The organism is Nocardia sp. NPDC004718 (assembly GCF_053601535.1).
In genome coordinates, this window is the sequence record NZ_JBSGCA010000025.1 from 24,154 (window position 1) to 47,372 (window position 23,219).

24 protein-coding genes are annotated in these 23,219 nt (G+C 69.1%); 13 read left to right on the top strand and 11 right to left on the bottom strand.

Translation table 11 applies throughout. The features are described 5' to 3' along the window. Nucleotides 1-72 precede the first annotated feature (72 nt). Nucleotides 73-1,314 (top strand): YVTN family beta-propeller repeat protein, encoded by a 1,242-nt coding sequence (locus ACWEH3_RS20020; protein ID WP_450016468.1) that lies wholly within the window; start codon nucleotides 73-75, stop codon nucleotides 1,312-1,314. Nucleotides 1,315-1,336: 22 nt separating this feature from the next. On the opposite strand, the gene ACWEH3_RS20025 is transcribed toward ACWEH3_RS20020, so the two are convergent. Both ACWEH3_RS20025 and ACWEH3_RS20030 read right to left on the bottom strand, forming a co-directional pair. Further along, complete coding sequence (locus ACWEH3_RS20025; protein ID WP_355073528.1) at nucleotides 1,337-1,681, bottom strand: hypothetical protein; 345 nt, start codon at nucleotides 1,679-1,681, stop codon at nucleotides 1,337-1,339. Beyond that, nucleotides 1,681-1,833, bottom strand: coding sequence for a hypothetical protein (locus tag ACWEH3_RS20030; RefSeq protein WP_450016466.1), 153 nt, complete (start codon nucleotides 1,831-1,833; stop codon nucleotides 1,681-1,683). Before ACWEH3_RS20030 ends, ACWEH3_RS20025 begins: the two co-directional genes overlap by 1 nt. A gap of 31 nt (nucleotides 1,834-1,864) precedes the next feature. Here ACWEH3_RS20030 and ACWEH3_RS20035 point away from each other — a divergent pair, with 31 nt between their 5' ends. After that, nucleotides 1,865-3,316, top strand: coding sequence for a protein kinase domain-containing protein (locus tag ACWEH3_RS20035; RefSeq protein ID WP_452358366.1), 1,452 nt, complete (start codon nucleotides 1,865-1,867; stop codon nucleotides 3,314-3,316). 170 nt (nucleotides 3,317-3,486) lie between these two features. Further along, complete coding sequence (locus ACWEH3_RS20040) at nucleotides 3,487-5,448, top strand: protein kinase domain-containing protein (RefSeq protein WP_450016462.1); 1,962 nt, start codon at nucleotides 3,487-3,489, stop codon at nucleotides 5,446-5,448. A 180-nt stretch (nucleotides 5,449-5,628) separates the two neighbouring features. On the opposite strand, the gene ACWEH3_RS20045 is transcribed toward ACWEH3_RS20040, so the two are convergent. From ACWEH3_RS20045 to ACWEH3_RS20055, 3 genes are all read right to left on the bottom strand, one after another. Beyond that, the gene (locus tag ACWEH3_RS20045; RefSeq protein ID WP_450016460.1) at nucleotides 5,629-6,567 is read right to left on the bottom strand and encodes a patatin-like phospholipase family protein; all 939 of its coding nucleotides are present in this window, start codon (nucleotides 6,565-6,567) and stop codon (nucleotides 5,629-5,631) included. A gap of 132 nt (nucleotides 6,568-6,699) precedes the next feature. Next, on the bottom strand, nucleotides 6,700-8,505 hold the full coding sequence (locus tag ACWEH3_RS20050) for an acetyl/propionyl/methylcrotonyl-CoA carboxylase subunit alpha (protein WP_450016458.1): 1,806 nt from the start codon (nucleotides 8,503-8,505) through the stop codon (nucleotides 6,700-6,702). Nucleotides 8,506-8,702: 197 nt separating this feature from the next. Then, nucleotides 8,703-9,620 (bottom strand): sulfurtransferase, encoded by a 918-nt coding sequence (locus ACWEH3_RS20055; RefSeq protein WP_450016456.1) that lies wholly within the window; start codon nucleotides 9,618-9,620, stop codon nucleotides 8,703-8,705. Nucleotides 9,621-9,789: 169 nt separating this feature from the next. Between ACWEH3_RS20055 and ACWEH3_RS20060 the strand changes: the two genes are divergently transcribed. Next, a complete protein-coding gene (locus tag ACWEH3_RS20060) occupies nucleotides 9,790-10,563 on the top strand; it encodes a helix-turn-helix transcriptional regulator (protein ID WP_450016454.1) in 774 nt (257 codons plus the stop codon). On the opposite strand, the gene ACWEH3_RS20065 is transcribed toward ACWEH3_RS20060, so the two are convergent. The 3 genes from ACWEH3_RS20065 to ACWEH3_RS20075 form a co-directional block, all read right to left on the bottom strand. Then, entirely contained in the window at nucleotides 10,492-11,124 is a 633-nt protein-coding gene (locus ACWEH3_RS20065; RefSeq protein ID WP_450016452.1) for a nucleoside triphosphate pyrophosphatase, read from the bottom strand. The two genes, ACWEH3_RS20060 and ACWEH3_RS20065, sit on opposite strands and share 72 nt — an antisense overlap. Further along, on the bottom strand, nucleotides 11,121-11,447 hold the full coding sequence (locus ACWEH3_RS20070; protein ID WP_450016450.1) for an acyl-CoA carboxylase subunit epsilon: 327 nt from the start codon (nucleotides 11,445-11,447) through the stop codon (nucleotides 11,121-11,123). Before ACWEH3_RS20070 ends, ACWEH3_RS20065 begins: the two co-directional genes overlap by 4 nt. A gap of 203 nt (nucleotides 11,448-11,650) precedes the next feature. After that, nucleotides 11,651-13,291 (bottom strand): acyl-CoA carboxylase subunit beta, encoded by a 1,641-nt coding sequence (locus ACWEH3_RS20075; RefSeq protein ID WP_450016448.1) that lies wholly within the window; start codon nucleotides 13,289-13,291, stop codon nucleotides 11,651-11,653. 205 nt (nucleotides 13,292-13,496) lie between these two features. On the opposite strand from ACWEH3_RS20075, the gene ACWEH3_RS20080 reads away from it, so the two are divergent. After that, a complete protein-coding gene (locus tag ACWEH3_RS20080; protein ID WP_356964601.1) occupies nucleotides 13,497-13,685 on the top strand; it encodes a hypothetical protein in 189 nt (62 codons plus the stop codon). Between the two features lie 27 nt (nucleotides 13,686-13,712). Then, nucleotides 13,713-14,516 (top strand): biotin--[acetyl-CoA-carboxylase] ligase, encoded by an 804-nt coding sequence (locus tag ACWEH3_RS20085; protein WP_450016446.1) that lies wholly within the window; start codon nucleotides 13,713-13,715, stop codon nucleotides 14,514-14,516. A gap of 17 nt (nucleotides 14,517-14,533) precedes the next feature. On the opposite strand, the gene ACWEH3_RS20090 is transcribed toward ACWEH3_RS20085, so the two are convergent. Next, nucleotides 14,534-15,487, bottom strand: a complete 954-nt coding sequence (locus tag ACWEH3_RS20090; RefSeq protein ID WP_450016507.1) for an acyl-ACP desaturase — start codon at nucleotides 15,485-15,487, stop codon at nucleotides 14,534-14,536. 158 nt (nucleotides 15,488-15,645) lie between these two features. Here ACWEH3_RS20090 and ACWEH3_RS20095 point away from each other — a divergent pair, with 158 nt between their 5' ends. Genes ACWEH3_RS20095 through ACWEH3_RS20105 form a run of 3 tightly spaced genes read left to right on the top strand, consistent with a single transcriptional unit; the run spans nucleotide 15,646 to nucleotide 18,189 of the window. Next, on the top strand, nucleotides 15,646-16,191 hold the full coding sequence (locus ACWEH3_RS20095; protein WP_450016444.1) for a PH domain-containing protein: 546 nt from the start codon (nucleotides 15,646-15,648) through the stop codon (nucleotides 16,189-16,191). A gap of 17 nt (nucleotides 16,192-16,208) precedes the next feature. Further along, nucleotides 16,209-16,886 (top strand): response regulator transcription factor, encoded by a 678-nt coding sequence (locus tag ACWEH3_RS20100; RefSeq protein ID WP_040865082.1) that lies wholly within the window; start codon nucleotides 16,209-16,211, stop codon nucleotides 16,884-16,886. A gap of 1 nt (nucleotide 16,887) precedes the next feature. Beyond that, a complete protein-coding gene (locus ACWEH3_RS20105; protein WP_450016441.1) occupies nucleotides 16,888-18,189 on the top strand; it encodes a sensor histidine kinase in 1,302 nt (433 codons plus the stop codon). 1 nt (nucleotide 18,190) lies between these two features. Here the strand turns inward: ACWEH3_RS20105 and ACWEH3_RS20110 are convergent, their stop codons facing one another. Beyond that, nucleotides 18,191-18,730 (bottom strand): GtrA family protein, encoded by a 540-nt coding sequence (locus tag ACWEH3_RS20110; protein WP_355073560.1) that lies wholly within the window; start codon nucleotides 18,728-18,730, stop codon nucleotides 18,191-18,193. A 39-nt stretch (nucleotides 18,731-18,769) separates the two neighbouring features. On the opposite strand from ACWEH3_RS20110, the gene ACWEH3_RS20115 reads away from it, so the two are divergent. From ACWEH3_RS20115 to ACWEH3_RS20125, 3 genes are all read left to right on the top strand, one after another. Next, on the top strand, nucleotides 18,770-19,990 hold the full coding sequence (locus tag ACWEH3_RS20115) for a 5-(carboxyamino)imidazole ribonucleotide synthase (protein WP_450016439.1): 1,221 nt from the start codon (nucleotides 18,770-18,772) through the stop codon (nucleotides 19,988-19,990). Next, the gene (gene purE, locus ACWEH3_RS20120; RefSeq protein WP_450016437.1) at nucleotides 19,983-20,498 is read left to right on the top strand and encodes a 5-(carboxyamino)imidazole ribonucleotide mutase; all 516 of its coding nucleotides are present in this window, start codon (nucleotides 19,983-19,985) and stop codon (nucleotides 20,496-20,498) included. The genes ACWEH3_RS20115 and purE overlap by 8 nt, the downstream gene beginning before the upstream one ends. 166 nt (nucleotides 20,499-20,664) lie before the next feature. Beyond that, the gene (locus tag ACWEH3_RS20125; protein WP_450016435.1) at nucleotides 20,665-21,243 is read left to right on the top strand and encodes a phosphotransferase; all 579 of its coding nucleotides are present in this window, start codon (nucleotides 20,665-20,667) and stop codon (nucleotides 21,241-21,243) included. A gap of 9 nt (nucleotides 21,244-21,252) precedes the next feature. Here ACWEH3_RS20125 and ACWEH3_RS20130 read toward each other — a convergent pair whose 3' ends face one another. After that, the gene (locus tag ACWEH3_RS20130) at nucleotides 21,253-21,720 is read right to left on the bottom strand and encodes a helix-turn-helix domain-containing protein (RefSeq protein WP_450016433.1); all 468 of its coding nucleotides are present in this window, start codon (nucleotides 21,718-21,720) and stop codon (nucleotides 21,253-21,255) included. A 212-nt stretch (nucleotides 21,721-21,932) separates the two neighbouring features. On the opposite strand from ACWEH3_RS20130, the gene ACWEH3_RS20135 reads away from it, so the two are divergent. Further along, the gene (locus ACWEH3_RS20135; RefSeq protein WP_450016431.1) at nucleotides 21,933-23,132 is read left to right on the top strand and encodes an NAD(P)/FAD-dependent oxidoreductase; all 1,200 of its coding nucleotides are present in this window, start codon (nucleotides 21,933-21,935) and stop codon (nucleotides 23,130-23,132) included. Nucleotides 23,133-23,219: the final 87 nt, after the last annotated feature.

Here is a 23,219-nt window from a genome sequence, read left to right on the forward strand (position 1 = left end):
ATTCCGGATTCGGCTCCTAGGCTTCGCACCCATGTCATCTCGTCTTCACCACGCTCCGACAAGGTGCAGCAGGTGATCCGACAGCGGATGTTCCGGCGTTGCGCGCCCCACCTCGTCGTCTCCATGCTGCTGCTGTCGGCGCCGGCCGGTTGCGCGGCCAGTGACGCGGGCACGGTGGGCGCCGAGCAGAGCCGGACCGCCCAGACCACCGTCGCGACCCCGGTCGCCGCGGCCGCCCCCACTACAGGCGCGCTCCCACCGCACATGACCGATCCGTTGCCCGGGATGCCGCCGCCGCTCTCAGCGACCGACGTGTACGTGGCCAACCGAGAGCTCAGTCCCACCGTGGCCGGCCACCGCCCGCTCGTCTACGTGCCCAACAGCAAGTCGAACACGGTCTCGGTGATCGATCCCGAGACCTTTCGAGTGATCGACACCTATGCGGCGGGCGGCTCGGAACCACAACACGTCGTGCCGTCGTACGACCTGCAGACGCTCTACGTCACCAACGATCTGCCGATCGGCGCGGGCAGCCTGTTGCCGATCGACCCGAGGACGGGCAAGCCGGGCGAACCGTTTCCCGTGCGCGATCCCTACAACATGTACTACACGCCGGACGGCCGGTACGCGCTCGTGGTCGCGGAGGCGGACAAGTCGCTGGATTTCTACGATCCGCGAACCTGGCAGAAGACGCACGCCATGGCGGTGCCCGACTGCGCCGGAATCGACCACATGGACTTCACCGCCGACGGCCGTTTCGCCCTGGTCTCGTGCGAATTCAACGGCCGCATGCTGGTTTTCGACGTGGCCGAGCGCAAAGTCGTCAAGCTGGTCGATCTGCCCGGCGGTCGCTCGGGCATGCCGCAGGACGTGAAGCTGTCCCCGGACGGCCACACTTTCTTCGTCGCCGACATGACCGCCGACGGCATCTACCTGTTCGACGCGCACACTTTCGAGAACACCGGATTCGTGTCGACCGGCAAGGGCGCCCACGGCCTCTACATCACCCGCGATTCCGCGCAGATGCTCATCACCAACCGGCACGAAGGCAGCGTCTCGGTGTGGGACTTCGCGGCGAACGGGCTGGTGCGCACATGGTTCGTGCCCGGCGGCGGCAGTCCCGACATGGGCAACATCTCCGCGGACGGTCGCGTCTTCTGGGCGTCCGGCCGGCACCACGACGAGGTGTACGCCATCGACATCGTCAACTGGAATCTGCTGGCTCGCATCCCGGTCGGGAAAGGGCCACACGGACTCACGATCTGGCCGCAGCCGGGCCGCTATTCCACGGGCCACACCGGCGTCATGCGCTGACCCGGCCCGGCCGGCGCAGCGGTCAGGACCTGACCGGACGCAACCCCAGACCGCCTTCGACGAAGCGCTGAACGGACGTCAGCCCGGCGTCCAGAGCGGCCTCGTAGCCGGGGCGCGCCCATCCGCTCACCTTCGCGGTGCCGTCGGCCTCGGGCGTCACCCCGATTTCGGCGACCAGCTCGGCTGTGGTCGGTTCGCAGACCGCCCAGGAGAAGTGCGTTTCCTCCGCCCAGCCCGCGCCGCGCCGGGCCACGTAGTCCGGTTCGGTGATGCCGCCCGCGGCCAGCGCGGGGCGGTCGTCGATGCGGTCGTCGGCGCGCAGGGCGCGCAGATACCAGGCGCCCGCGTTGATTTCGATCGGCTCCATCAGCGTTCGGCCGTTCCGCCGCGCGTGTCGCCGGCGGGCACTCCGCCGAATTCCGCGACGCCGAACGGCCTCGCTGCGACATGATCGGATGGCCGCCACGTCGCTTTTGCGCGTTTCGCGGTAACGAACCGAATTTGGGGTAGCTCGATCATGAGGAAGAGGCTAGCGGGAGGTTCTATCGATATGGGCGAGCTATGCTTCGGCCATTACCGCCTCGATCGGTTGCTGGGCACCGGCGGCATGGGCGAGGTCTGGCTCGCGCACGACACCACGACCGACCGTGTGGTCGCGTTGAAGCTGCTGCCCACCGCGTACGCGGCGGACCCGAAATTCCGGCAGCGGTTCACCAGGGAGGCTCGGCTCGCCACCCAGGTGCGCGGGCCGCACCTGGTGCCGATCCATTCGTTCGGCGAGCTCGACGGCCGCCTGTACATCGATATGGAGTTCATCGAGGGCTGCGACGTGGCCGCGCTGCTGCGGCGTTCGGGGCGGCTGGACCCAGAGCGGGCGATCGAGATCGTCGCGCAGACGGCCGCCGCGCTCGACATCGCGCACCGTGCCGGCCTGGTGCACCGCGACGTGAAGCCGTCGAACATCATGGTGACGCCCGGCGGCACGGTCTATCTGATCGACTTCGGCACCGCGCACCGCAGCGACCAGCCCGCGCTCACCGCCACCGGCAACGTGGTGGGCACGCTGGCCTACATGGCGCCGGAGCGGTTCGACCGGGCCGCGGGCCCACGTTCGGATCAGTACTCGCTGGCCTGTGTGCTGTTCGAGTGCCTGACCGGACACCGGCCGTTCGACGACGGCGAGCCGCCACGCCTGTTGCGCGCCCACCTCATGCAAGCCCCGCCGTCGGCATCGGCGCTGAACCCGGCCCTCCCGCCCGCACTGGACGCGGTGATCGCGCGCGGCATGGCGAAGGACCCGGACCAGCGCTGGTCCAGTGCGGGCGAACTGGCTTCGGCCGCACACGTGGCGCTGACCGGCCGGGACGCGAACACGGTCGAGCTCGCCTCCGCGGTGCCGACCGTCGTGCTGCCGCCGATCCGTGCGGTGGCGGCCTCCGGCGGCTCGCCCCGGACCGGTGTCTCCCCCCGGACCGGTGTCTCCCCCCGGACCGGTGTCTCGCCCGCGACCGGCGTCTCGCCCGGCGCGCGTACGTCCCGCGGACCGCGCCTGGCGCTGGCGTCGTTCGGGGCGCTCGTCGCGGCGGTCGCCGGGTCGTTGTGGCTCGGACGGCCGGACGCGGCCGAGGCGGGACCGGCGACAACGCCGCTGCCGTCGTCGAACCAGGACCACGGGACACCGTCGAACCCGCCGTCGCATGCCCCGGCCGCGCCTGCGCCGATCTCGGCGCCCATCGTGGTCCTGCCCGGCGCGGGCCAGCCGTGCGATCCGGCGGTCGACGTGCACAGCGTCGTTGTGGACGGCCTGGTGCTCACCTGTACTCCGTCGGCGGGCCGCCCCAGCTGGCTTCCCGCGTCGCCCGCGTCCGTCGGTGTAGCCGTGCGGAACGCCGACGACTCGAACGGATCCGGGCAGCAGGATTCCGGCGACAAGCACGACCGTGGCAAGCCGGATCACACGAACCAGGGACATGGCAGGGACAAGCCCAAACCGGGCAAGTAGGCGGGCCGTTGCCGGACTGTCGTCGAGCCCACAGTGGTGTGTGACGCGGGGCGGGGTTACGCTCCGAAGAAGGCCACTTTTACGGCATTCGCGCGGTGACCTGCTGATTTTCGTTCCGCGCCGCGGGGAGGCCGGATCGGCCAGATGTCAACGGTGACTGGAGGTTCGCGATGGGGGAGGTGCGATTCGGGGGCTACCGGCTGGAGCGACTGCTCGGCAAGGGCGGCATGGGGCAAGTGTGGCTCGCCTACGACACGGTGGCCGCGCGGCGGGTGGCGTTGAAGCTCTTGCCTGCCGAACTGGCCGCCGCGGCGGGATGTCGCAAGCGATTCGAGCGTGAAGCCGAAGCGGTGGCGCAACTGCGCGATCCGCACGTACCCCGGATCCACCGGTTCGGCGAGATCGACGGCCGGCTCTACATCGACATGCAGTTCGTCGAGGGCACGGATCTGGCGGGCAAACTGCTGGCCGAGGGAGCGCTGCCACCGGCCGTCGCGGTCGGCGTCATCGGCCACGTCGCCGCGGCGCTCGATGTGGCGCACCGGCGCGGGCTGGTGCACCGCGACGTGAAACCGTCGAACATCGTCGTGCACCCCAGCGGCTTCACCTACTTGATCGACTTCGGCATCGCGCACGGGCTCGGCCAGACCGCCGTGACCACCACGGGCATGGCGATCGGCACCCTGGCGTACATGGCTCCGGAGCGGTTCACCGGGAAGGTGGACGGACGCGCCGACGTCTACTCGCTGGCCTGCGTGCTCTACGAGTGCCTGACCGGCTCCCGGCCCTACGGCGACACCGACCCCGCACAGCAGATGCACGCCCATCTGATGGCGACGCCCCCGCGAGCCGGTTCGGTGTGCGCCGCTGTCCCCGCCGCTCTGGATGCCGTCATCGCCCGCGGTCTGGCCAAGGAGCCGGACGAAAGATTCTCGACCGCCGGGGAATTCGCCGCAGCCGCGCGATCGGCGATCGGCGTTCCCGACTCGCGAGCCGTGCCGCCGTCGGCCCCCGGGGCGGGTGGCGACGGCGGTCCCCTTGGGCGAGAAAATGTTTCGCCGCGTCCGTCAGCTGGAGCTGCGGCAGAGCGTTTTTCGGAAGCGCCGAGTGCACCGCCGCGGCGCACGCCTACCCCGACCGAAGTCATGCCCCGGCCAGGCCCGACGCCGACGCTCGTGGCGACCAGGCTCGACTGGTCCACGGTCACCCCTGGGCCGATTCCCGCCCCGGGCAAGGACGTTTCGCAATCGGGTCCGCCGGTGCGGGGATATGCCGGTCCGTCGGCCGTCCCTGGTCACCCCGCTGCGGGACAGCCATACTCAGCAGGCGGGTATCGAAACGCGCCGTACGCCGTTGGAGGCGGACAGCCGGGTTGGCAGGGCAGATTGCTCGCCCTGCAAGCGCGTGTGTTGTCCCCGAAGCCCGGCCCGATCGCGCCGCCGTACCGTGCGCAGGCGCGCAAGGTCTTCCCGGCGGTCCCGCGTCCGGGTCGGCGGTCGGTTCCCCGGCGGCCGGGCGCCGCGATCCCCCGGCGTCGGCGGAGCTTGCTGTCGAAGCTGATCGGCGCGCTGATCGTCATGTTCCTCGCGCCGTTCGCGTTCGCGGCCGGTTGCGTCGCGTTGATCGCGGCGGGAACCAGAACCGGCGACTCCGGCGCGCCCGCGCCGACTCTGCCGCCCGCGGCGGTGGCGGTGGAACAACCCGGACCGTCCCGGGACGACCCCATGACCGATCCGGCTGCCGTGGCGCCGGTGGGCACTCCCGTTCGCGACGGCAAATTCGAATTCGTCGTGACGAAGGTCGACGCGCGCGTGTCACGCATCGGATTGCAGACGGCCGCCGGTTCGTTCCTGATCGTCACGCTGGCCGTCCGCAATATCTCCGACGAATCGAAGTGGTTCCTGCCGCTGGGCCAGCGCCTGCTGGACACGCAGAACACTCCGTTCGACCACAACGCCACCGCCACCATGTGGCAGAACACCCAACAGCGCCTCGGCTACTCCTTCGAGCTGCGCCCCGGGCAATCCGCCACCACTCAACTCGTCTTCGACCTCCCGCCGACGGTCACTCCCGACCATCTGGAACTCCACGACTTCGTTCTGTCCAACGGCGTCCGAGTCGCCCTCGACTGAGCGTCTTCGCGCGGCGATGCCCGTGCCGATCCGGAAACGGATGCTCTCCGCCCGAACACCTCGCGACCGGGGTGACTCCGCTGCACGGCGCGGCGAGCGCGGTGTCGATCTCGGCCACCTGTATGCGGGTCCGCGATACTCTCGGCGTGCCCGCCTGTGGATGGGAAGCGGCGAGCCCGGTCAGGCGGCTGGGAGGACGGCGGACAGCGCGGTGAGGACGGCTTGGCGGCCGATTCGCAGGCCCGCGGCCAGTAGCGTGGTGTCGCGAGCGGCGCTGTCGATGTCGGGAGAGCCGAGGGGCGGGTGGATTTGCAGTACCGAGTCGCCGAGTTCGGCGAGCGCCCGATCCTCGATCTCCTGTTGGCGGGGGCGTTCGAGCCAGGCCCGGTACGCGCCGGGGGCCACCGCGCGCATATAACCGCCGCCGACGATCTGGTGCAGGCGCGACGCGGGCGGGCGCTGTTCGTCCACGCGCCGGGTACGCAGGACCAAGGCGAGGGTGGCGCCCGCTCGGACCGCCGTGCGGATCGGCACGGTCTCGGAAAGACCTCCGTCGAAGAAGGCCGAACCGCCCAGGGCGACCGGAGGTCCGGCCAGGAGGGGCAGGCCCGCCGACGCGCGCAGCGCGCGCATGAGCGTCCGCTTGTCGGTGATGTGCGGATGCAGGTCGACCGCCTGCCCGGTCCGGATATCGGTGGCGATCGGGTGGAACGTCGTGGAGTTGGCCAGGATCGCCTCGAAGTCCATCGGTTCTATGCCGTCGTACACCTGATGCACGAGATACCGCAGATCGAACGCGGGGCGGCCGCGCAGCAGCCGAGCCGGGTCGATGGCACGGCGCATGATGGCGGGATCGGTCCACGAGCGCATGCCGGGGATCGCGCGCCCGCACAACAGCCATGCGCCGTTGATCGCGCCCGCCGACGTGCCGTACACGGCATCGAATATCCCGGCGAGTCCGAGTTCCTCCAGCGCGGACACCATGCCGCTCGAGTACACGCCCCGGCTGCCGCCTCCCTCCACCACCAGCGCCAGGCGGTGACCGTCGGCACGGCCGCCCGTGGCACGACGCGCGCGGATCACTTCCGCGACAGGAGAGAGACTTGTCGAGCTGGTCACCGGATCACGATACGACACCACGGTATGCGTATCGGTCCAGCGGCGTGACGACGGAGGGACCGCCGCGTGAACAAAGGAGCGGGCGCGAACCTCCAGGTCCGCGCCCGCCCGTTTCCCGGTCTGCGCCGGGTACTACTTGATCTCCGCCAGAACGGTGCCCTGCGTGATCGCCGCGCCCGCCTCGACGGACAGGCCGGTGACCACACCCGCCTTGTGCGCGTTGACCGGGTTCTCCATCTTCATGGCCTCGAGCACCACGATCAGATCGCCCGCCTCGACCGACTGGCCCTCTTCCACGGCGACCTTGACGACGGTGCCCTGCATCGGAGCGGTGACCGCGTCACCGGAGGCCGCGCCGCCGCCCGCGCCGCCACGCTTGCGCGGCTTGGGCTTCTTGCGGATCACGCCCGCGCCGTTGCCCGCTGCCCCGCCCGCTCCGGCTCCCACGGTGAAGTTACCCGGCAGCGAGACCTCGACCCGGCGTCCGCCGACCTCGACGACGACCTTCTGCCGCGGCGCTTCCTCGTCCTCGTCGGCCGGGGCGCCCGCGCCGGTGAAGGGCTCGACGGTGTTGACCCACTCGGTTTCGATCCACTTGGTGTAGACCTCGAACTTCTCACCGTCGCCGATGAACGCCGGGTCCTCGACGATGGCCCGGTGAAACGGGATGACCGTGGCCAGACCGTCGACCTCGAACTCGGCCAGCGCGCGCCGCGCCCGCTCCAGGGCCTGCGTGCGGTTCTCGCCGGTGACGATCAGCTTGGCCAGCATCGAGTCGAACTGCCCGCCGATCACGCTGCCCTGGACCACGCCGGAGTCCACGCGGACACCGGGGCCGGTGGGCTCTTTGTAGACGGTGACCGGGCCGGGGGCGGGCAGGAAGTTGCGGCCCGCGTCCTCGCCGTTGATGCGGAACTCGAAGGAGTGGCCGCGCGGCGTCGGGTCCTCGGTGATCTCCAGCTTCTCGCCGTTGGCGATGCGGAACTGCTGGCGCACCAGATCGAGGCCCGCGGTTTCCTCGGTGACGGGGTGCTCGACCTGCAGGCGGGTGTTCACCTCGAGGAAGGAGACCGTCTCACCCTGCACCAGGTACTCGACGGTGCCCGCGCCGTAGTAGCCGGCTTCCTTGCAGATGGCCTTGGCCGAGGCGTGGATCTTCGCGCGCACCTCGTCGGACAGGAACGGCGCAGGGGCCTCCTCGACGAGCTTCTGGAAGCGCCGCTGCAGCGAGCAGTCGCGGGTGCCCGCGACGATGACGTTGCCGTGCTTGTCGGCGATGACCTGAGCCTCGACGTGGCGGGCCTTGTCCAGGTACTGCTCGACGAAGCACTCGCCGCGACCGAAGGCGGCGGTCGCCTCACGGACGGCCGAGTCGTACAGCTCCGGGATCTCCTCGATGGTGTGCGCGACCTTCATGCCGCGGCCACCGCCGCCGAACGCCGCCTTGATGGCGACCGGCACGCCGTACTTCTTCGCGAATTCGACGACCTCGCTCGCGTCCTTGACCGGGTCCTTGGTGCCCGCGGCCATCGGCGCCTTCGCGCGCTCGGCGATGTGCCGCGCGGTGACCTTGTCGCCCAGGTCGCGGATGGACTGGGGAGAGGGGCCGATCCAGATCAGCCCGGCGTCGATGACGGCCTGGGCGAAGTCGGCGTTCTCGGAAAGGAAGCCGTAGCCAGGGTGGATGGCGTCGGCGCCGGACTTGGCGGCGGCGTCGAGGATCTTGTCGAAGACGAGATACGACTCGGCCGAAGTCTGCCCGCCCAGGGCGAACGCCTCGTCGGCGAGCTTGACGAACGGGGCATCGGCATCCGGCTCGGCGTAGACGGCGACGCTGCCGATACCGGCATCCTTGGCCGCCCGGATCACGCGCACGGCGATCTCGCCTCGGTTAGCTACGAGTACCTTTGTGATCCGCGCGCTGGCATGGCTGGGCACTGAGCCTCCTGTGTGCATTCTTCTGGTCGCTTCGCCGGGGGTGGGGTCGCTGTGCGGGCTCCGCTCCCATAATCGACAAACTTACGTCTCGGGCGAGTGTAGGCAGTCTGCCAACAGTCGCCGAACTCGGCTAGTCCTACTGAACAGTAGGTCGCGGATCACAACGTACGCGTCCTGTGTTTGGGACCGCGCCCCGCCTACCTGCTCCGCGTGCGTCGCGACCCGCCGCGCGCGGGCACCTCGCCGGGTTCTTCCCCCGTGGCGATCGGCATGCGCACCGAGTTGCCCCACTCGGTCCACGACCCGTCGTAGTTGCGTACGCCGCGGCGCCCGAGCAAGTAGGTCAGGACGAACCAGCTGTGAGCGGATCGCGCGCCGACTCGACTGTAGACGATCACCTCGTCCGCGCCGGCCAACGCGCGGTAGACGTCGTCGAGTTCGGTGCGGGAGCGGAAACGCCCGTCGGCGGTGAGCGCCTCGGACCACGGGATGTTCGACGCGCTGGGAATATGGCCGCCGCGCAATGCCGCGTCCTCGGGGTTGGCCGGTTGGCGCACATCCGCGCCGGAGTACTCCTCGGCCGAGCGCACGTCGAGCGCCGGTTTGCCGAGGTGGGCGAGCACGTCCTCGCGGAAGGCGCGGAAGGTGCTGTCGTCCCGGCGCACAGCCGGATAGCCGCTGCGCACCGGGTAGTCGGGTTCGAAGGTCGTGTCGCGCCCTTCGGAGATCCACGCCGCGCGGCCGCCGTCGAGCAGGCGCACGTCCTCGTGCCCGAACAGGGTGAACACCCATGCCGCGTGCGCCGCCTGCGTGTTCCCGCGATCCCCGTAGATCACAACCGTGTCGTCACGATCTATACCTTTCGCGCGCATCAGTTCGGTGAATCGCGTTCCGTCGATATAGTCGCGCGTGACCGGATCGTTCAGATCGCTTCGCCAATCCAGTTTGGTGGCGCCCGGAACGTGCCCGATGTCGTAGAGCAGCGTGTCCTCGTTGGCCTCGATGATCTTGAGTCCCCGCGCGCCTATGTTTGCCGACAGCCACTCCGTGGTTACTAGTCGGTGTGGGTGTGCGTAGGAACCGAGCGAGGGATGAGGGTCCGGAGCGACGGGCACGGTGTTTGGGTCCTTCACGCATGGGTGGACGGCGGTGGCAGCGGTTCGAGGCCTCACAGCGATGGTAGGTGTGAGGCGACAGTGGCTCTCGTTTCAGATCACAAATCGGATGAGGGCCGAATAAAGGGCACCTACATCCGATAAAGTCTCCCGGGAGGAGGGGTGAGCTATGTCCGATTCTTGGCCGCGGCGGCGACTGCTCGCGATCCTACGTGGCGCCAGCGAGCCTCTCGACGCCCAGGAACTGGCCAGAATCACCGGACAGCACGTCACCACGGTCCGGTTCCATCTGGATGTGCTCACCAGGGAATCCCTCGTCCGGCAGTTCCAGCAGCCGCCGCGTGGCCGCGGGCGACCGCGCATCGGATACAGCGCGGTGCAGCGATCGGTGGGCTACCAGGATCTCGCCCAGGTGCTCGCCGACCAGCTCGGCCCGGATCCCCGGCGCAGGGCGGAGGCGGCGAACGCGGCGGGCCGCGCTTGGGGCAGCAGGCTCGACGTCGGTGACCATCGGGTCGAGTCGCTGGAGGACGCCAAGGATCTCACGATGACGTTGATGTCGGAACTGGGTTTCGCGCCCGAGCGCGACTCTTCCGCGGAGAACGAGGGGAAGGTGCTGATCCGGCTGACGGCGTGTCCGCTGCGCGAACTCGCGCGAACGCATTCCGAAGTGGTCTGCGGTGTGCACCTTGGGCTGCTCGAAGACGTCCTTCGCCGGGGCGGCGCGCAGGGGACCATCGACGTGCGGATGCATCCGTTCGTGGAGCCGGAGCTGTGCGTGGCCCGTCTGGAACTCATCGCGGCGCAGCGCGCCGAGGCCCAGGAGACCGCGAAGGTGCCCGGCGGTGACGCCGAGGCGTTCACCACGCCGTCAGGCCGTGTGGCCCCACAGTTGCGTAACGCCGATCCCAACATCGCCAAGCAGTCGGCGCAGCAGTGGTAGCCCGATGCCGATGACGCTGGACGGGTCGCCATCGATGCGGTCGACGAACCAGCCGCCGAGCCCGTCGAGGGTGAACGCGCCCGCCACCTGGAGCGGCTCGCCGGTCGCGATGTAGGCGTCCAGCTCGTCCGGCTCGGGCTTGGCGAAATGCACGGTGGTGCTGCTGCAGTCGACCGCTTCGGCGATGATCCCGCCGTCCCGCATCCGCAGCACGCAGTGCCCGGTGACGAGATCGGCGCTGCGTCCGGCCATGTCGCCCCAGCGCGCGCGGGCCACCTCGGGGGTGTGCGGCTTGCCCTGCAACTCGCCGTCCACGAGCAGCATGGAATCACAGGCCACCACAACGCAGTCGGCGGCGAACTCCGGAACCGCGGTGGCGACGGCCGCCGCTTTGGCGCGCGCCAACTCCACCACGACGCCCTGCGGAGGGGTGCCCGCGGGGAGGGCGGCGGCCACCGCGTCCTCGTCCACGGCGGAGACCCGGACGATCGGGTCGATGCCCGCCGAGCGGAGCACCTCCCGGCGGGCCGGGGACGCGGAGGCCAGGATCAGCCGCGTCACCCGCGCAGGTGGGACAGCTGTGGGAAGGAGTACGGGGAGAACGGGGAAGCGCCGCGATGCATCAGCGTCGGGTGGCCCCACAGGTCGGGCGGGCCTGCGGGCCCGCCCGGCGCGGCGCTGTTCGCGGCGGCGGACAGGACGCACACCAGCGCGGCGAGTTCCTCGTCGGTCGGCGAGCCCTTCACGACACGGAAGAACGGCTCCGGGGTGGCCTCGGCGGATTGCGCTGTCGCGGTCGAACCGGCGGACGCACCGGCCTCGTCGGCGATCGGGTCGACTGTGAGATCCAGTTCGACGGCGCTCAACACATCTTCTTCTGCCACGGTCGTCACAGTGCCAGGTCCTCTCTTCGCCCTTATCAGCGGAACTGATCAGGCTGTTCCCGTTTTCCGACAAGTTATGGATGAAGCAATCGTCCTCGGACGCACTCTTTGCTTCTCTGCAACAAGCCGGTACACGCCAGCGTAAGTGTTACCGAGGCCGATGCCCCACCCTTTGTGCGCGGCCTATCGAGGGTATCGCTCGATCACAGCGGGATGTTGCCGTGTTTCTTCGGCGGCAGGGTCACCATCTTGCGTTCGAGCAGTCGCAGCGCGGAGACGATCTGGCCGCGGGTGTGCGACGGCGGAATGACCGCGTCCACGTAGCCTCGTTCGGCGGCGACGTACGGGTTCACGAGCGTGTCCTCGTACTCGTTCTGGAGCTCGAGCCGCAGCGCATCGACGTCTCCGCCGTCTTTGGCGGCCTGCTGGAGCTGCTTGCGGTAGACGAAGCCGACGGCGCCCGAAGCGCCCATGACGGCGATCTGGGCGGTCGGCCAGGCGAGGTTCACATCGGCGCCCATGTGCTTGGAACCCATGACGTCGTAGGCGCCGCCGTAGGCCTTGCGCGTGATGATCGTGATTTTGCCCACAGTGGCCTCACCGTAGGCGTAGAGCAGCTTCGCGCCGCGCCGGATGATGCCGTTGTACTCCTGCCCGGTGCCGGGCAGGAAGCCGGGCACGTCGACCAGGGTGATGATCGGGATGTTGAACGCGTCGCAGGTGCGCACGAAGCGGGCGGCCTTCTCCGAGGCGTCGATGTCCAGGCAGCCCGCGAACTGGGTGGGCTGGTTGGCCACGATGCCGACGCTGCGGCCGTCGATGCGGCCGAAGCCGACGATGATGTTCATCGCGCGCTCGGCCTGCACCTCCAGGAACTCGTCGTCGTCGAGCAGGCGACGGATCACGTCGTGCATGTCGTAGGGCTGGTTCGGCGAGTCCGGGATGATCGTGTCCAGCTCGAGGTCCTCGTCGGTGAGCGAGTCCTCGATCGCGCCGTCGATCGGGTCGGTTGCCGGGAAGCGCGGCGCCTCGGCCCGGTTGTTGCTCGGCAGGTAGGACAGCAGGTCCTTGACGTAGTCCAGGGCGTCCTGCTCGCCGGAGGCGACGTAGTGCGCCACGCCGGACTTGGTCATGTGCGTGTGCGCGCCGCCCAGGTCCTCCATGGTGACGTCCTCGCCGGTGACGGTCTTGATGACGTCCGGGCCGGTGACGAACATCTGGCTGGTGCCATCGACCATCACGACGAAGTCGGTCAGCGCGGGGGAGTACACGTGGCCACCGGCGGCCGGGCCCATGATCAGCGAGATCTGCGGGATCACGCCGGAGGCCTGGATGTTGCGGTGGAAGATCTCGCCGTACAGACCGAGCGAGACCACGCCCTCCTGGATGCGCGCGCCCGCGCCCTCGTTGATGCCGATCAGCGGGCGGCCGGTCTTCAGGGCCAGATCCATCACCTTGACGATCTTCTCGCCGTAGACCTCGCCGAGGCTGCCGCCGAACACCGTGACGTCCTGGCTGAAGATGCAGACATCGCGGCCGTCGATGGTGCCGTAACCGGTCACCACGCCGTCGCCGAGCGGGCGGTTGTGCTCCAGGCCGAAGTTCACACTGCGGTGGCGGGCCAGGGCGTCGAGTTCGACGAACGAGCCTTCGTCCAGCAGGGCGAGGATGCGCTCGCGGGCGGTCATCTTGCCCTTCGCGTGCACCTTGTCGACCGCGGCCTCACCCATCGGGTGCTTGGCCTCTTCCAGCCGATTCCGCAGGTCAGCCAGCTTCCCGGCGGTGGTGTGGATATCGGGGGAACCCGCGGAACCTGATGCGGGCTGCTGCTGGACACTCGTCATGGCATCGCAGTGTAACCAGTACCAGTGCGTCTCTCTAACCCAGACGGGGGCTACCGGCGAGTAGAAAACCGCAGCTAGATCAATTTTCGGGGGCAAACTTCCTGGTCGGTAGCGACGTTGGGGAGGCGGAAAATGAGTATCGCCCACCGGTCGGGTCCGGATAGCCTGAGGGCGAAAGATTTCCGGCTCAGGGGAGGAGCGCGTCATGTGGGAATGGGGTAGGACTTTCGCCGAATACGCTGCCGCCGCGGCGTGGACACGGACCACGGAGACGGCTCCGAAGTACGGCGAGCCCGAGTGCTGGACCGAGACCGCCGAGGGCGAGCCGGAGAACGACCGCGCGGGCATGGCGGCACGCGACCCGCTCGTCTCCGGGTACGACCTGGCCGGATAGCGCCCGCGCGGCGAGTAGCCTGCCGGTGTGCAGAGGCCACCGTTGGATGCAGAGCAGTTGCGGCGCAGTGCCGTCGACTCGCCGGAACTGTCGTTCTTCTCGCGGATCGACGTGGTCGAGTCGACCGGGTCCACGAACGCGGATCTGATCGCGCGGGCGGCCGATCCGGACGCCGACCACGTCGTTCTGCTGGCGGAAACCCAAATGCAGGGGCGTGGCAGGCACGCGAGGACCTGGGTCAGCCCGCCCCGAGCGCAACTGGCGATGTCGGTGCTGGTGCGTCTGCCCGGAATCGGCCCCGCCTCGCTCGCCTGGCTGGCGCTGCTCACCGGCGTCGCCGTGGTCGACGCGCTGCGGACCACGGCGGGCGTCGCCGCGGAGCTCAAGTGGCCCAACGACGTGCTGATCGACGGCCGCAAGGTCGCGGGCATCCTGGCCGAGGTCGCGGCGAGCGCGGGCGGCGCGCCCGCCGTCGTGGTCGGGCTCGGGCTCAACGTGAGCCTGACCGAAGAGGAACTGCCGGTGCCGCACGCCACGTCGCTGACCATCGCGGGTGCGCGGCAGCCGGACCGCACGGTGCTCGTGCGGTCGCTGCTGACCGAGTTCGCCCGTCGCTTCACCGCGTGGCGCGACGCGGATTGGGCGACCGACGAACTGGCCGCCGCCTACCGCGAGCGGTGCGCCACCATCGGCACGGAGGTCCGCGCCGAACTACCCGGCGGCCGACAGCTCACCGGCATCGCCGAGGGCGTCGACGACTACGGCCGCCTGCTCATCGGTGGCGAGGCGGTGTCCGCGGGCGACGTCACACATCTGCGCGCCCAGTACTGAAGCCGCTCCCGGCGGCCTCAGACGTGCTCGGCGACGCCCCGCGCGGCGTCCCGGGCGAGTGCGCGATCGCGCTGCTCCTCGAACTTGATCACGTCCTTGCCCAGCTGCTCCACGAACGTGCCGAGTTCGTCGCGCGCCTGCTCGCCGCGCGGCCCGAAGTCCGAGCGGTCGAAGACGTTCCACTGTTTGAGCACCGGCTCGACGACCTCTTCCAGGTGCTGGCGCAGGTCGTAGATGCCGTGCTTGGCCATCAGCACGCCGTAGCGGCGGAAATTGGGCATTCCGGCGCCTGGCATCAGGAAGTTCGTGATGATCCTGGTGATCGCGGGCAGCGCCTGGTCGGGCACCAGGTCCAGCGCCGCGCCGCACAGGGAGCGATAGAAGATCATGTGCAGGTTCTCGTCGGCGGCGATGCGCTGGAGCAGGCGATCGGCGACGGCGTCGTTGCATGCCTTGCCGGTATTGCGATGCGACACACGGGTGGCCAGTTCCTGGAAGGTGACGTAGGCGACGCTCGCCAGGAACCCGCCCCACCCGTCCGGCGATCGGACCCCGTTGCTCATGTGGATCATCCGGGCCTCCTCCAGGGCGACCGGATCGACGGCGCGGGTGACGACCAGGTAGTCCCGCATGGCGATGCCGTGGCGGTTCTCCTCGGCGGTCCAGCGGTCGACCCAGGTGCCCCACGGTCCGTCCTCGGAGAAGTTCTGCGCGATCTCCCGGTGGTAGGAGGGCAGGTTGTCCTCGGTGAGCAGGTTGGTGATCATCGCGACCCGGGCGACCTCACTGAGGTGCGATTGCTCCGGTTGCCAATCCACGCCGCCCAGGGCGGCGAAGTTGCGGCCCTGGCTCCACGGCACGTAATCGTGCGGGTTCCAGTCTTTCGCCATGGACAGGTGCCGATTCACGTTCTCTTCGGCGACGGGTTCGAGTTCGGACAGGATCTGCAGCGGGGTCAGGTCTTTGGTCACGCGTTCCTCCACGGTCGGATCGGCGATGATGGTGAGCCGGGCGTTGCGCGATACAGAGAGCCACTGCGCGGAATAGTCACACGCAGGGTGCCGATTGTGCAGCATGACGCGCTGCGGTGTCAGCCGTTCGGGCATCTTGACGCGGTAGTGTTCCTGACATGGGTTATCCCGAGGATGTGCTGGCGCCCGACGAACGGTTGCTGCTGCATCGCCACCCGCATTGGAAGATGCTCTTCTGGCCGATCGTGACGCTGATCGTCGCCACCGCTCTCGCGGGTTTCACAGGGGGACTCATTTCGCAGAAGGCCACGGGCACCACCGCCTCGGCGCTGCTCGTCACGGTGCTCGTGGTGTATCTGGCGATTCTTCTATGGCGTTGCGCCGTACCGGTTATCAGCTGGAAGTCGACGCATTTCATCGTCACCGACCGGCGGGTGCTGGTGCGCCAGGGCGTCATCACCCACAGCGGCATCGACATCCCGATGAGCCGGATCTCCAGCGTGCAGTTCCGGCACGGGCTGTTCGATCGGTTGCTCGGCACCGGGACGTTGATCATCGAGTCGTCCTCCTCGGAGCCGCTGGAATACGACGACATCCCCGCGGTCCAGCAGGTGCATTCGCTGCTGTACCACCAGGTGTTCGAGGTCGAACGCCATCGGGACGGGCGCGACGAGCGCTGGGACGACCGCCGCAGCTACCGGTGAGCCCGTAACCTGGGCGTATGACCGCTGTACTGCTGGCCGAGGACGACGATGCCATCGCGGCCCCGTTGTCGCGCGCGCTCGGCCGCGAGGGCTACTCGGTGACTGTCGAGAGTTTCGGCCCCGCCGTGCTGCAGCGGGCTCTGGAAGGCGGGCACGACCTGCTCATTCTCGATCTCGGCCTACCCGGCATGGACGGGCTGGAGGTCTGCCGTCAGGTGCGCGCCCGCGGTGCGGATCTGGCCGTGCTGATGCTCACCGCGCGCACCGACGAGGTGGATTTCGTGGTGGGGCTGGACGCGGGCGCCGACGACTACGTCGGCAAGCCGTTCCGGCTCGCCGAGTTGCTCGCCCGGGTGCGAGCGCTGTTGCGGCGCAGCGGAATCGGCGACGACACGGTCGAGGTGGGCGGCATCCGCCTGGAGCCGGCCGCCCGGCGCGTACTGGTCAACGGCGTCGAAATCGGTTTGGCCAACAAGGAATACGAGCTGCTCAAGGTGCTGATCGACCGGGCCGGTCAGGTGGTGGCGCGCGAGACCATCCTGCGCGAGGTGTGGGGCGACGCGGAGTTGCGCGGTTCCAAGACGTTGGACATGCACATGTCCTGGCTGCGCCGCAAGATCGGGGACGAGGGCCCCATGGCCGAGCGGCGCATCGTCACCGTCCGCGGTGTCGGATTCCGGCTGAACACCGACTGACGTGCGCCGCCGGATCTTGCGTTCCATGCTCACCGTGCTGACCCTCACCACGGTGGTGCTCGGCGTGCCGCTGATCTACACGGCGTGGTTGTGGGTGGAGGACATCACGCGCAACGACCTGCAGAACCGGCTGGACCGGATCGCCGCGGAGATCATCGCGCAGGAACGCGACGGCGCGGTGCCCGGCGAACTGGACATCCGGTCTGTGGCGCCACTGGTGCCCGAGAACGGCAAGCTCACGATCGTCTACCCGTCCCGGCAGGACAACGCCGCCCGCCGCGACGTCGGTTCGGCCCAGGTGGCCGATCCGTTGGTCGAGTCGCTGTCGATGGGCAAGTCCGCATCGCTGCGCCTGGAGGTCCCCTCCGCGCCGATGCACGCCATGCAGCGCCAGGCGGTCGCGGTGGTCGCCCTGGCGGTGCTCGCCTCGCTCGGCGCCGCGGTCTCGGTCGCGGTGGTCACCGCCCGGCGGGTGGCCGATCCGCTGCGGGACGTCGCGGCGCGCGCGGCGCGGCTGGCCATGGGCGATTTCCGGCCCGATCCGCGCAGGCACGGCATCGCGGAACTGGATCGCGTCTCCGACGTGCTCGACTCGGCGACGGTGGAGATCGCCGGACGACTCCAGCGCGAACACGCCCTGGTGGCGGACGTCTCGCATCAGCTGCGCAGCAGGCTGACCGCCGTGCGGTTGCGCCTGGACGAGTTGTCCGCGCACGCCGACCCGGAGGTGGTGCACGAGGCCGAGGAGGCGATGGCTCAGGTCGACCGGCTCACCGACGCGATCGACGACCTGGTCCGCGCCTCCCGCGACGAGGACGCGGCCGACCGCGATCCGGTGCCCGTGATGGACGAACTGCGCGGTGTCGTCGCCGAATGGAAACACCCGTTCACCGAGGCGGGCCGGTCGCTGACGCTCACCGGCGACGAGTCGTTGCGCGCCCCGATCACGGGTTCGCGGTTGCGCGAGGCGGTGGCGGTGCTGGTGGACAACGCGCTCATGCACGGCGGCGGGACCTGCACGGTGTCGGTGCGCTCGGTGCGGCCGGGAGCCGATCGCGAGCCGCTGGTGTGTGTCGAGGTGGCCGACGAAGGCCACGGAGTGCGCGACGAGCTGGCGCCGCACATCTTCGACCGCGGTTTCTCGGCGGGCGGGTCCACCGGTGTCGGGCTGGCGCTCGCGCGGGCGCTGGTCGAGGCCGACGGCGGACGGCTGGAATTACAGCGGCGCAGGCCCGCGCTGTTCGCGGTGTTCCTCGGGTCGAAGGCCCGTCCGGCCAACGCGGTGGTGGCCGAGCCGCGCTGACTCAGCCGCGGCCGAGTTCCTCTTCCACGAGGTCGACGAATTCCGCTTCGAGTTCGCTCATTTCGTCGGGGAAGACCCATCGGCGCATCGACCAGAAACGGAACGCCATCTGCAGCAGATTGCCGATGATGAACGCGCTGATGAAGTCGGCGACGTTCTCGACCGTGAAGCTCACGTTGGGCTGGCGCAGGTCGAAGACGTAGCTGGAAATCCACAGCGGGGTGAAGGCGAGGACGACGCCGACGCCGCTGACGGCGAAGAACAGCAGCGCTTCGTGATGACGTTCCCGCCCGCCGCGATTCTTGAACGACCATTCCCGGTTCAGGATGTAGGACGCGATCACGGCGATGACGCCGGAAATGATCTTGGCCGTGACCGGTTTCTCCGCGAGCACCGTCCACTTGAGTATGTAGAAGATGCCGCTGTCGATCACGAACGTGGTCGCGCCGACGATCGCGAACTTGATCAATTCCCGCTGCCGGTACGCGATATCTTGCAGCGGCTTGGGGAGGACGCTGACCACGTCGTCGACGAATGACACAAGACCGGAGTGTACCGGTCGCTGTCATTTGCGCCGGACATGACAATATTGTCCGACGTGAGCGCACGTTCCTTCGATCCTTCGGCCATGCCCACCGTCACCATGATCGGCGGCGGCCAGTTGGCGCGCATGACCCACCAGGCGGCGATCGCGCTGGGCCAGCGGCTGCGCGTGCTCGCCGAGAACCCCGAGGACCCGGCCGCCCAGGTCAGCCCCGAGGTGGTGCTCGGCAGCCATACCGACCTGACCGCACTGCGCAAGGCGGCGGTCGGCTCGCACGCGCTGACCTTCGACCACGAGCACGTGCCGACCGAGCATCTGGAGGCGCTGGTCGCCGAGGGCGTCAACGTGCAGCCGCCGCCGCAGGCGCTGGTCTACGCGCAGGACAAGCTGGCGATGCGCACCAAGCTGAGCGCGCTGGGGCTGCCCGTGCCCGCGTTCACGCCGGTGACCTCGGTCGAGGACGCGGTGCGCTTCGGCGACGAGCACGGCTGGCGGATCGTGCTGAAAGCGGTACGCGGCGGCTACGACGGGCGCGGCGTCTGGATGCCGGAGTCCGCCGACGCGGCAGCGGCGATCGTCACCGACCAGCTCGCCCGCGGCGTCCAGCTGCTGGCGGAGGCGAAGATCGAACTGAAGCGGGAGCTGTCGGCGATGGTGGCCCGTTCGCCGTTCGGGCAGGCGGCGACCTGGCCGGTGGTGGAGACCGTGCAGCGCAAAGGGCAGTGCGCGGTCGTCATCGCGCCCGCACCCGAGCTGCCGGAGGACACGGCCGCCGCAGCGGAGACCATGGCGCTGCATCTCGCCAGGGACCTCGGCGTCGTCGGCGTCATGGCGGTGGAGCTGTTCGAGACCACCGACGGCGAGCTGCTGGTGAACGAGCTGGCCATGCGCCCGCACAACTCCGGGCACTGGGGCATGGACGGCGCCCGCACGGGGCAGTTCGAGCAGCATTTGCGCGCCGTGCTCGACTACCCGCTCGGCGACACCGCGCCGCTGGCGCCGGTGACCGTGATGGCGAACATTCTCGGCGCGCCGCAGGCCCCGGAGATGTCGATGGACGAGCGGCTGCACCACCTGTTCGCCAGGATCCCGGAGGCGAAGGTGCACCTGTACGGCAAGGGCGAGCGTCCCGACCGCAAGATCGGGCACGTCAACATCCTCGGCGACGACGTGGCCGAGGTCAGGGAGAAGGCCGAGCGGGCGGCGCATTGGATGTCGCACGCGATTTGGACCGACGGATGGGATCCGCATGAGTGAGGAACTGGCCATCGCCCCCGCGGTCGGCCTGATCATGGGCAGCGACTCGGACTGGCCGACCATGGAGGCCGCCGCGGAGGCGCTGGCCGAGTTCGGGGTCCGCTTCGAGGTGGGCGTCGTCTCGGCGCACCGCACGCCGCAGCGCATGCTCGACTACGCGCGTTCGGCGGCGGGTCGCGGGCTGAAGGTGATCATCGCCGGCGCCGGGGGCGCGGCGCACCTGCCCGGTATGGTCGCCTCCGCCACTCCGCTGCCGGTGATCGGCGTGCCGGTCCCGCTCAAGTACCTGGACGGCATGGACTCGCTGCTGTCCATCGTCCAGATGCCGGCGGGCGTGCCGGTGGCCACCGTCTCCATCGGCGGCGCGCGCAACGCGGGCCTGCTCGCCGCCCGCATCCTCGCCGCCCACGACCCGTCCCTGCGCACCCGCATGGAACAGTTCCAAGCCGGGCTCGAGCAAATGGTGCTGGAAAAGGACGACGCGCTGCGCACCAAACTGCTGGGCTGAGCGGCGAACGGTGCGCGAGGTCCCTTTGCGTGGGGGCTCGGTCAATGCCGTGGTGCGAGTCGGCGATACGGTTCTCCGCCGTCCTGCCGCGCGTGCCGACTTCGTACATGGGCTGCTCGTGTGGTTCGAGCGATCCGGCTGGGCGGGCGCCCCTCGCTTGCTGGGCATGGATGAGCGCGGGCGCGAAATCCTCACCTACCTCGATGGGCACGTGCCGATCGATGGACTCCGTCCGGCGTCGACCGGCTCGCGCGCGGCCTTGGCGCGGGTGGCTGAGCTGATCCGCGAGTTCCACGATCTCACCGCGGGTACCGACCTCGCCGGAGAGGCAGAGGTGGTCTGTCACAACGATCTCTCGCCGAGGAACACCGTCTACCGGCAGGACCGTGATGGCATACGGCCCGTGGCATTCCTGGACTGGGACCTCGCCGCGCCCGGCCGCCGTATCCACGATCTCGGGCTTGCCTGCTGGCAGTTTCTCGACCTGGGCCCTGGTGTCGGCGATCTCTCCGCAACCGCCAGCCTGCTGCGCCTGATGTGCGACGCCTACGGAACCGGTGAGCGCGCCGAACTCGTCGATACGGCGTTGTGGTGGCAGGAGCGCTGTCGGCATGGCATCGAAACCGCCGCGGAGGCAGGCGAACCCGCCATGGTGCGCCTTCGCGCGGCCGGCGTTCCTGAACGCATTCACGCCGCACACCGGTGGGTCACCGAGCATCGCGTCGAGCTGGAAGCCGCGTTGTAGCGGCCGTGGTCAGATGCCGAGATCTCGGCTGATTTCCGCCAATTCGTCCATCGCGGCTCGGCTTTTGGCCTCGGTTCGCCGCTGGTACTGCTTCAAGTCGTCGTATCGGATCCGACGGTGACGCCCGACCAGGCGAAAGGGAATCTCGCCTGTTTCCAGCAGCGTCACGACGTAGGGGCGCGACACGTTCAGCATGTCCGCCGCCTGCTGCGTAGTGAGTTCGGCATGCGAGGGCACGACGGTGACACCGCGTCCCTCGGCCGCCTGCGCCAGGATGAATGCCAACATGCTCACGGCCTGGCGGGGCAGCACCAAGGCGTCATCGCCCGGATGCTCAGGGGCCACCTCGATGGTCTGCTCGCCGGGGTGCCGCATCAGATAGTCCTTGATCCGACGCATGGCCCGAGCTGCGACATCGGCGTCGATCGCTCCTGGCTCGGCGCGCTTTGCGTCTCGGATGTTCGCCACGCTGATCACCTCCTAATCGCAGTATACGAATTAATCAAAATATTCGAAACGTGCTTCAGGCATCGCAACCGAGTCACTGGGCGGTGCCGCGGATCTGCGGCCAGCCCCCGCGATGCCGGTGCGCACCCGGCGGCGCTGGGATAGTGATCTGTGTCACAGGATGTCAGGATGTTCGGAGATGCGGTGTCTTGTGCTCGAGCCTCTCGGAGCAAGGAGACACCATGAGCAAGAAGATCGATGTGGTCGTGATCGGTGGCGGGTATGCCGGTGTGATGGCGGCCAATCGCTTGACGCAGCGTGCGGACGTGCGGGTGACGGTGATCAATCCGCGCTCGTTGTTCGTGCCGCGGTTGCGTCTGCATCAGTTGGTGGGCGGGACGCACGATGCGGTCGTCGACTACACCGAAGTGCTGGCCGAGGGGGTCCGGCTGGTGGTCGACGGCGTGGCGCGAATCGACGCGGCCGGGCGCAGCGTGACGTTGGCCGAGGGTGGCACGGTCGCCTATGACTACCTGGTCTACGCGGTGGGTAGCGGCAACGCGGGTTCGCGGGTGCCGGGCGTGGACGAGTTCGCTTATCCGATCGCGACTTTGGAGGCGGCGCAGCGGTTGCGGTCGGTGCTTTTCGACACGCCGATGACGGCGGCGGTGACGGTCGTCGGGGGTGGTCCGACGGGCATCGAGACCGCTGCGGAGCTGGCGGAGCGGGGTCGCGCGGTCACGTTGGTGTGCGGTGGCGTGGTCGGCCCGTACTTGCACCCGAGGGCCCGGCGCACTGCCCGCAAGTACCTCGCCAAGTTGGGGGTCACCGTGCTGGAGGGCCCGGATGCGGCGGTCACGGCGGTGACGCGGGAGGCCGTGGAACTCGGTGACGGCCGTAGGTTGGCGAGTCGGGTGACCATCTGGACCGCCGGGTTCGGGGTGCCGGATCTGGCCGCCCGCAGCGGGCTGAGCACGGACGCGGCGGGGCGGCTGCTCACCGATGAGACGCTGACCAGCGTCGACGACGAGCGCATCGTGGCGGCCGGGGATTCGGCGGCGCCATCGAACCTGCCGTTCCGGATGAGCGCCTATGCCGCGGGGTGCCTCGGCGCGCACGCCGCCGACACCGTTCTCAACCGGATCGCGGGTGAGCGCCCGGAGCCGATCGACATGTCGTTCGCCGCGATGTGCATCAGCTTCGGCCGCAACACCGGGATCTTCCAGCTCGGCCACAAGGACGACACCGCGATGCCGCTGTACTTCAGCGGTCTCGCGGGCAAGAAGCTCAAGGAGTTCGCCTGCCTCTCCAGCGTGAAGCACTTGGTGAACGAAGCGCGCAAGCCCGGCTCGCATCACTGGCCCAAGGACGGCAAGCACCGCCCCCAACTGCTGCAGGCTCAGCGTGGCGGCGCGCCGGCCGCCGCCGAACAGGTTGCGTAGCAGCGCCGCAGGAGGTCGCCGGGCGAACCACTTCGACCGGGCCGGGTGTGGCGGCGTCGTTTCTCGCCGCCGCACCCGCGTGACCTC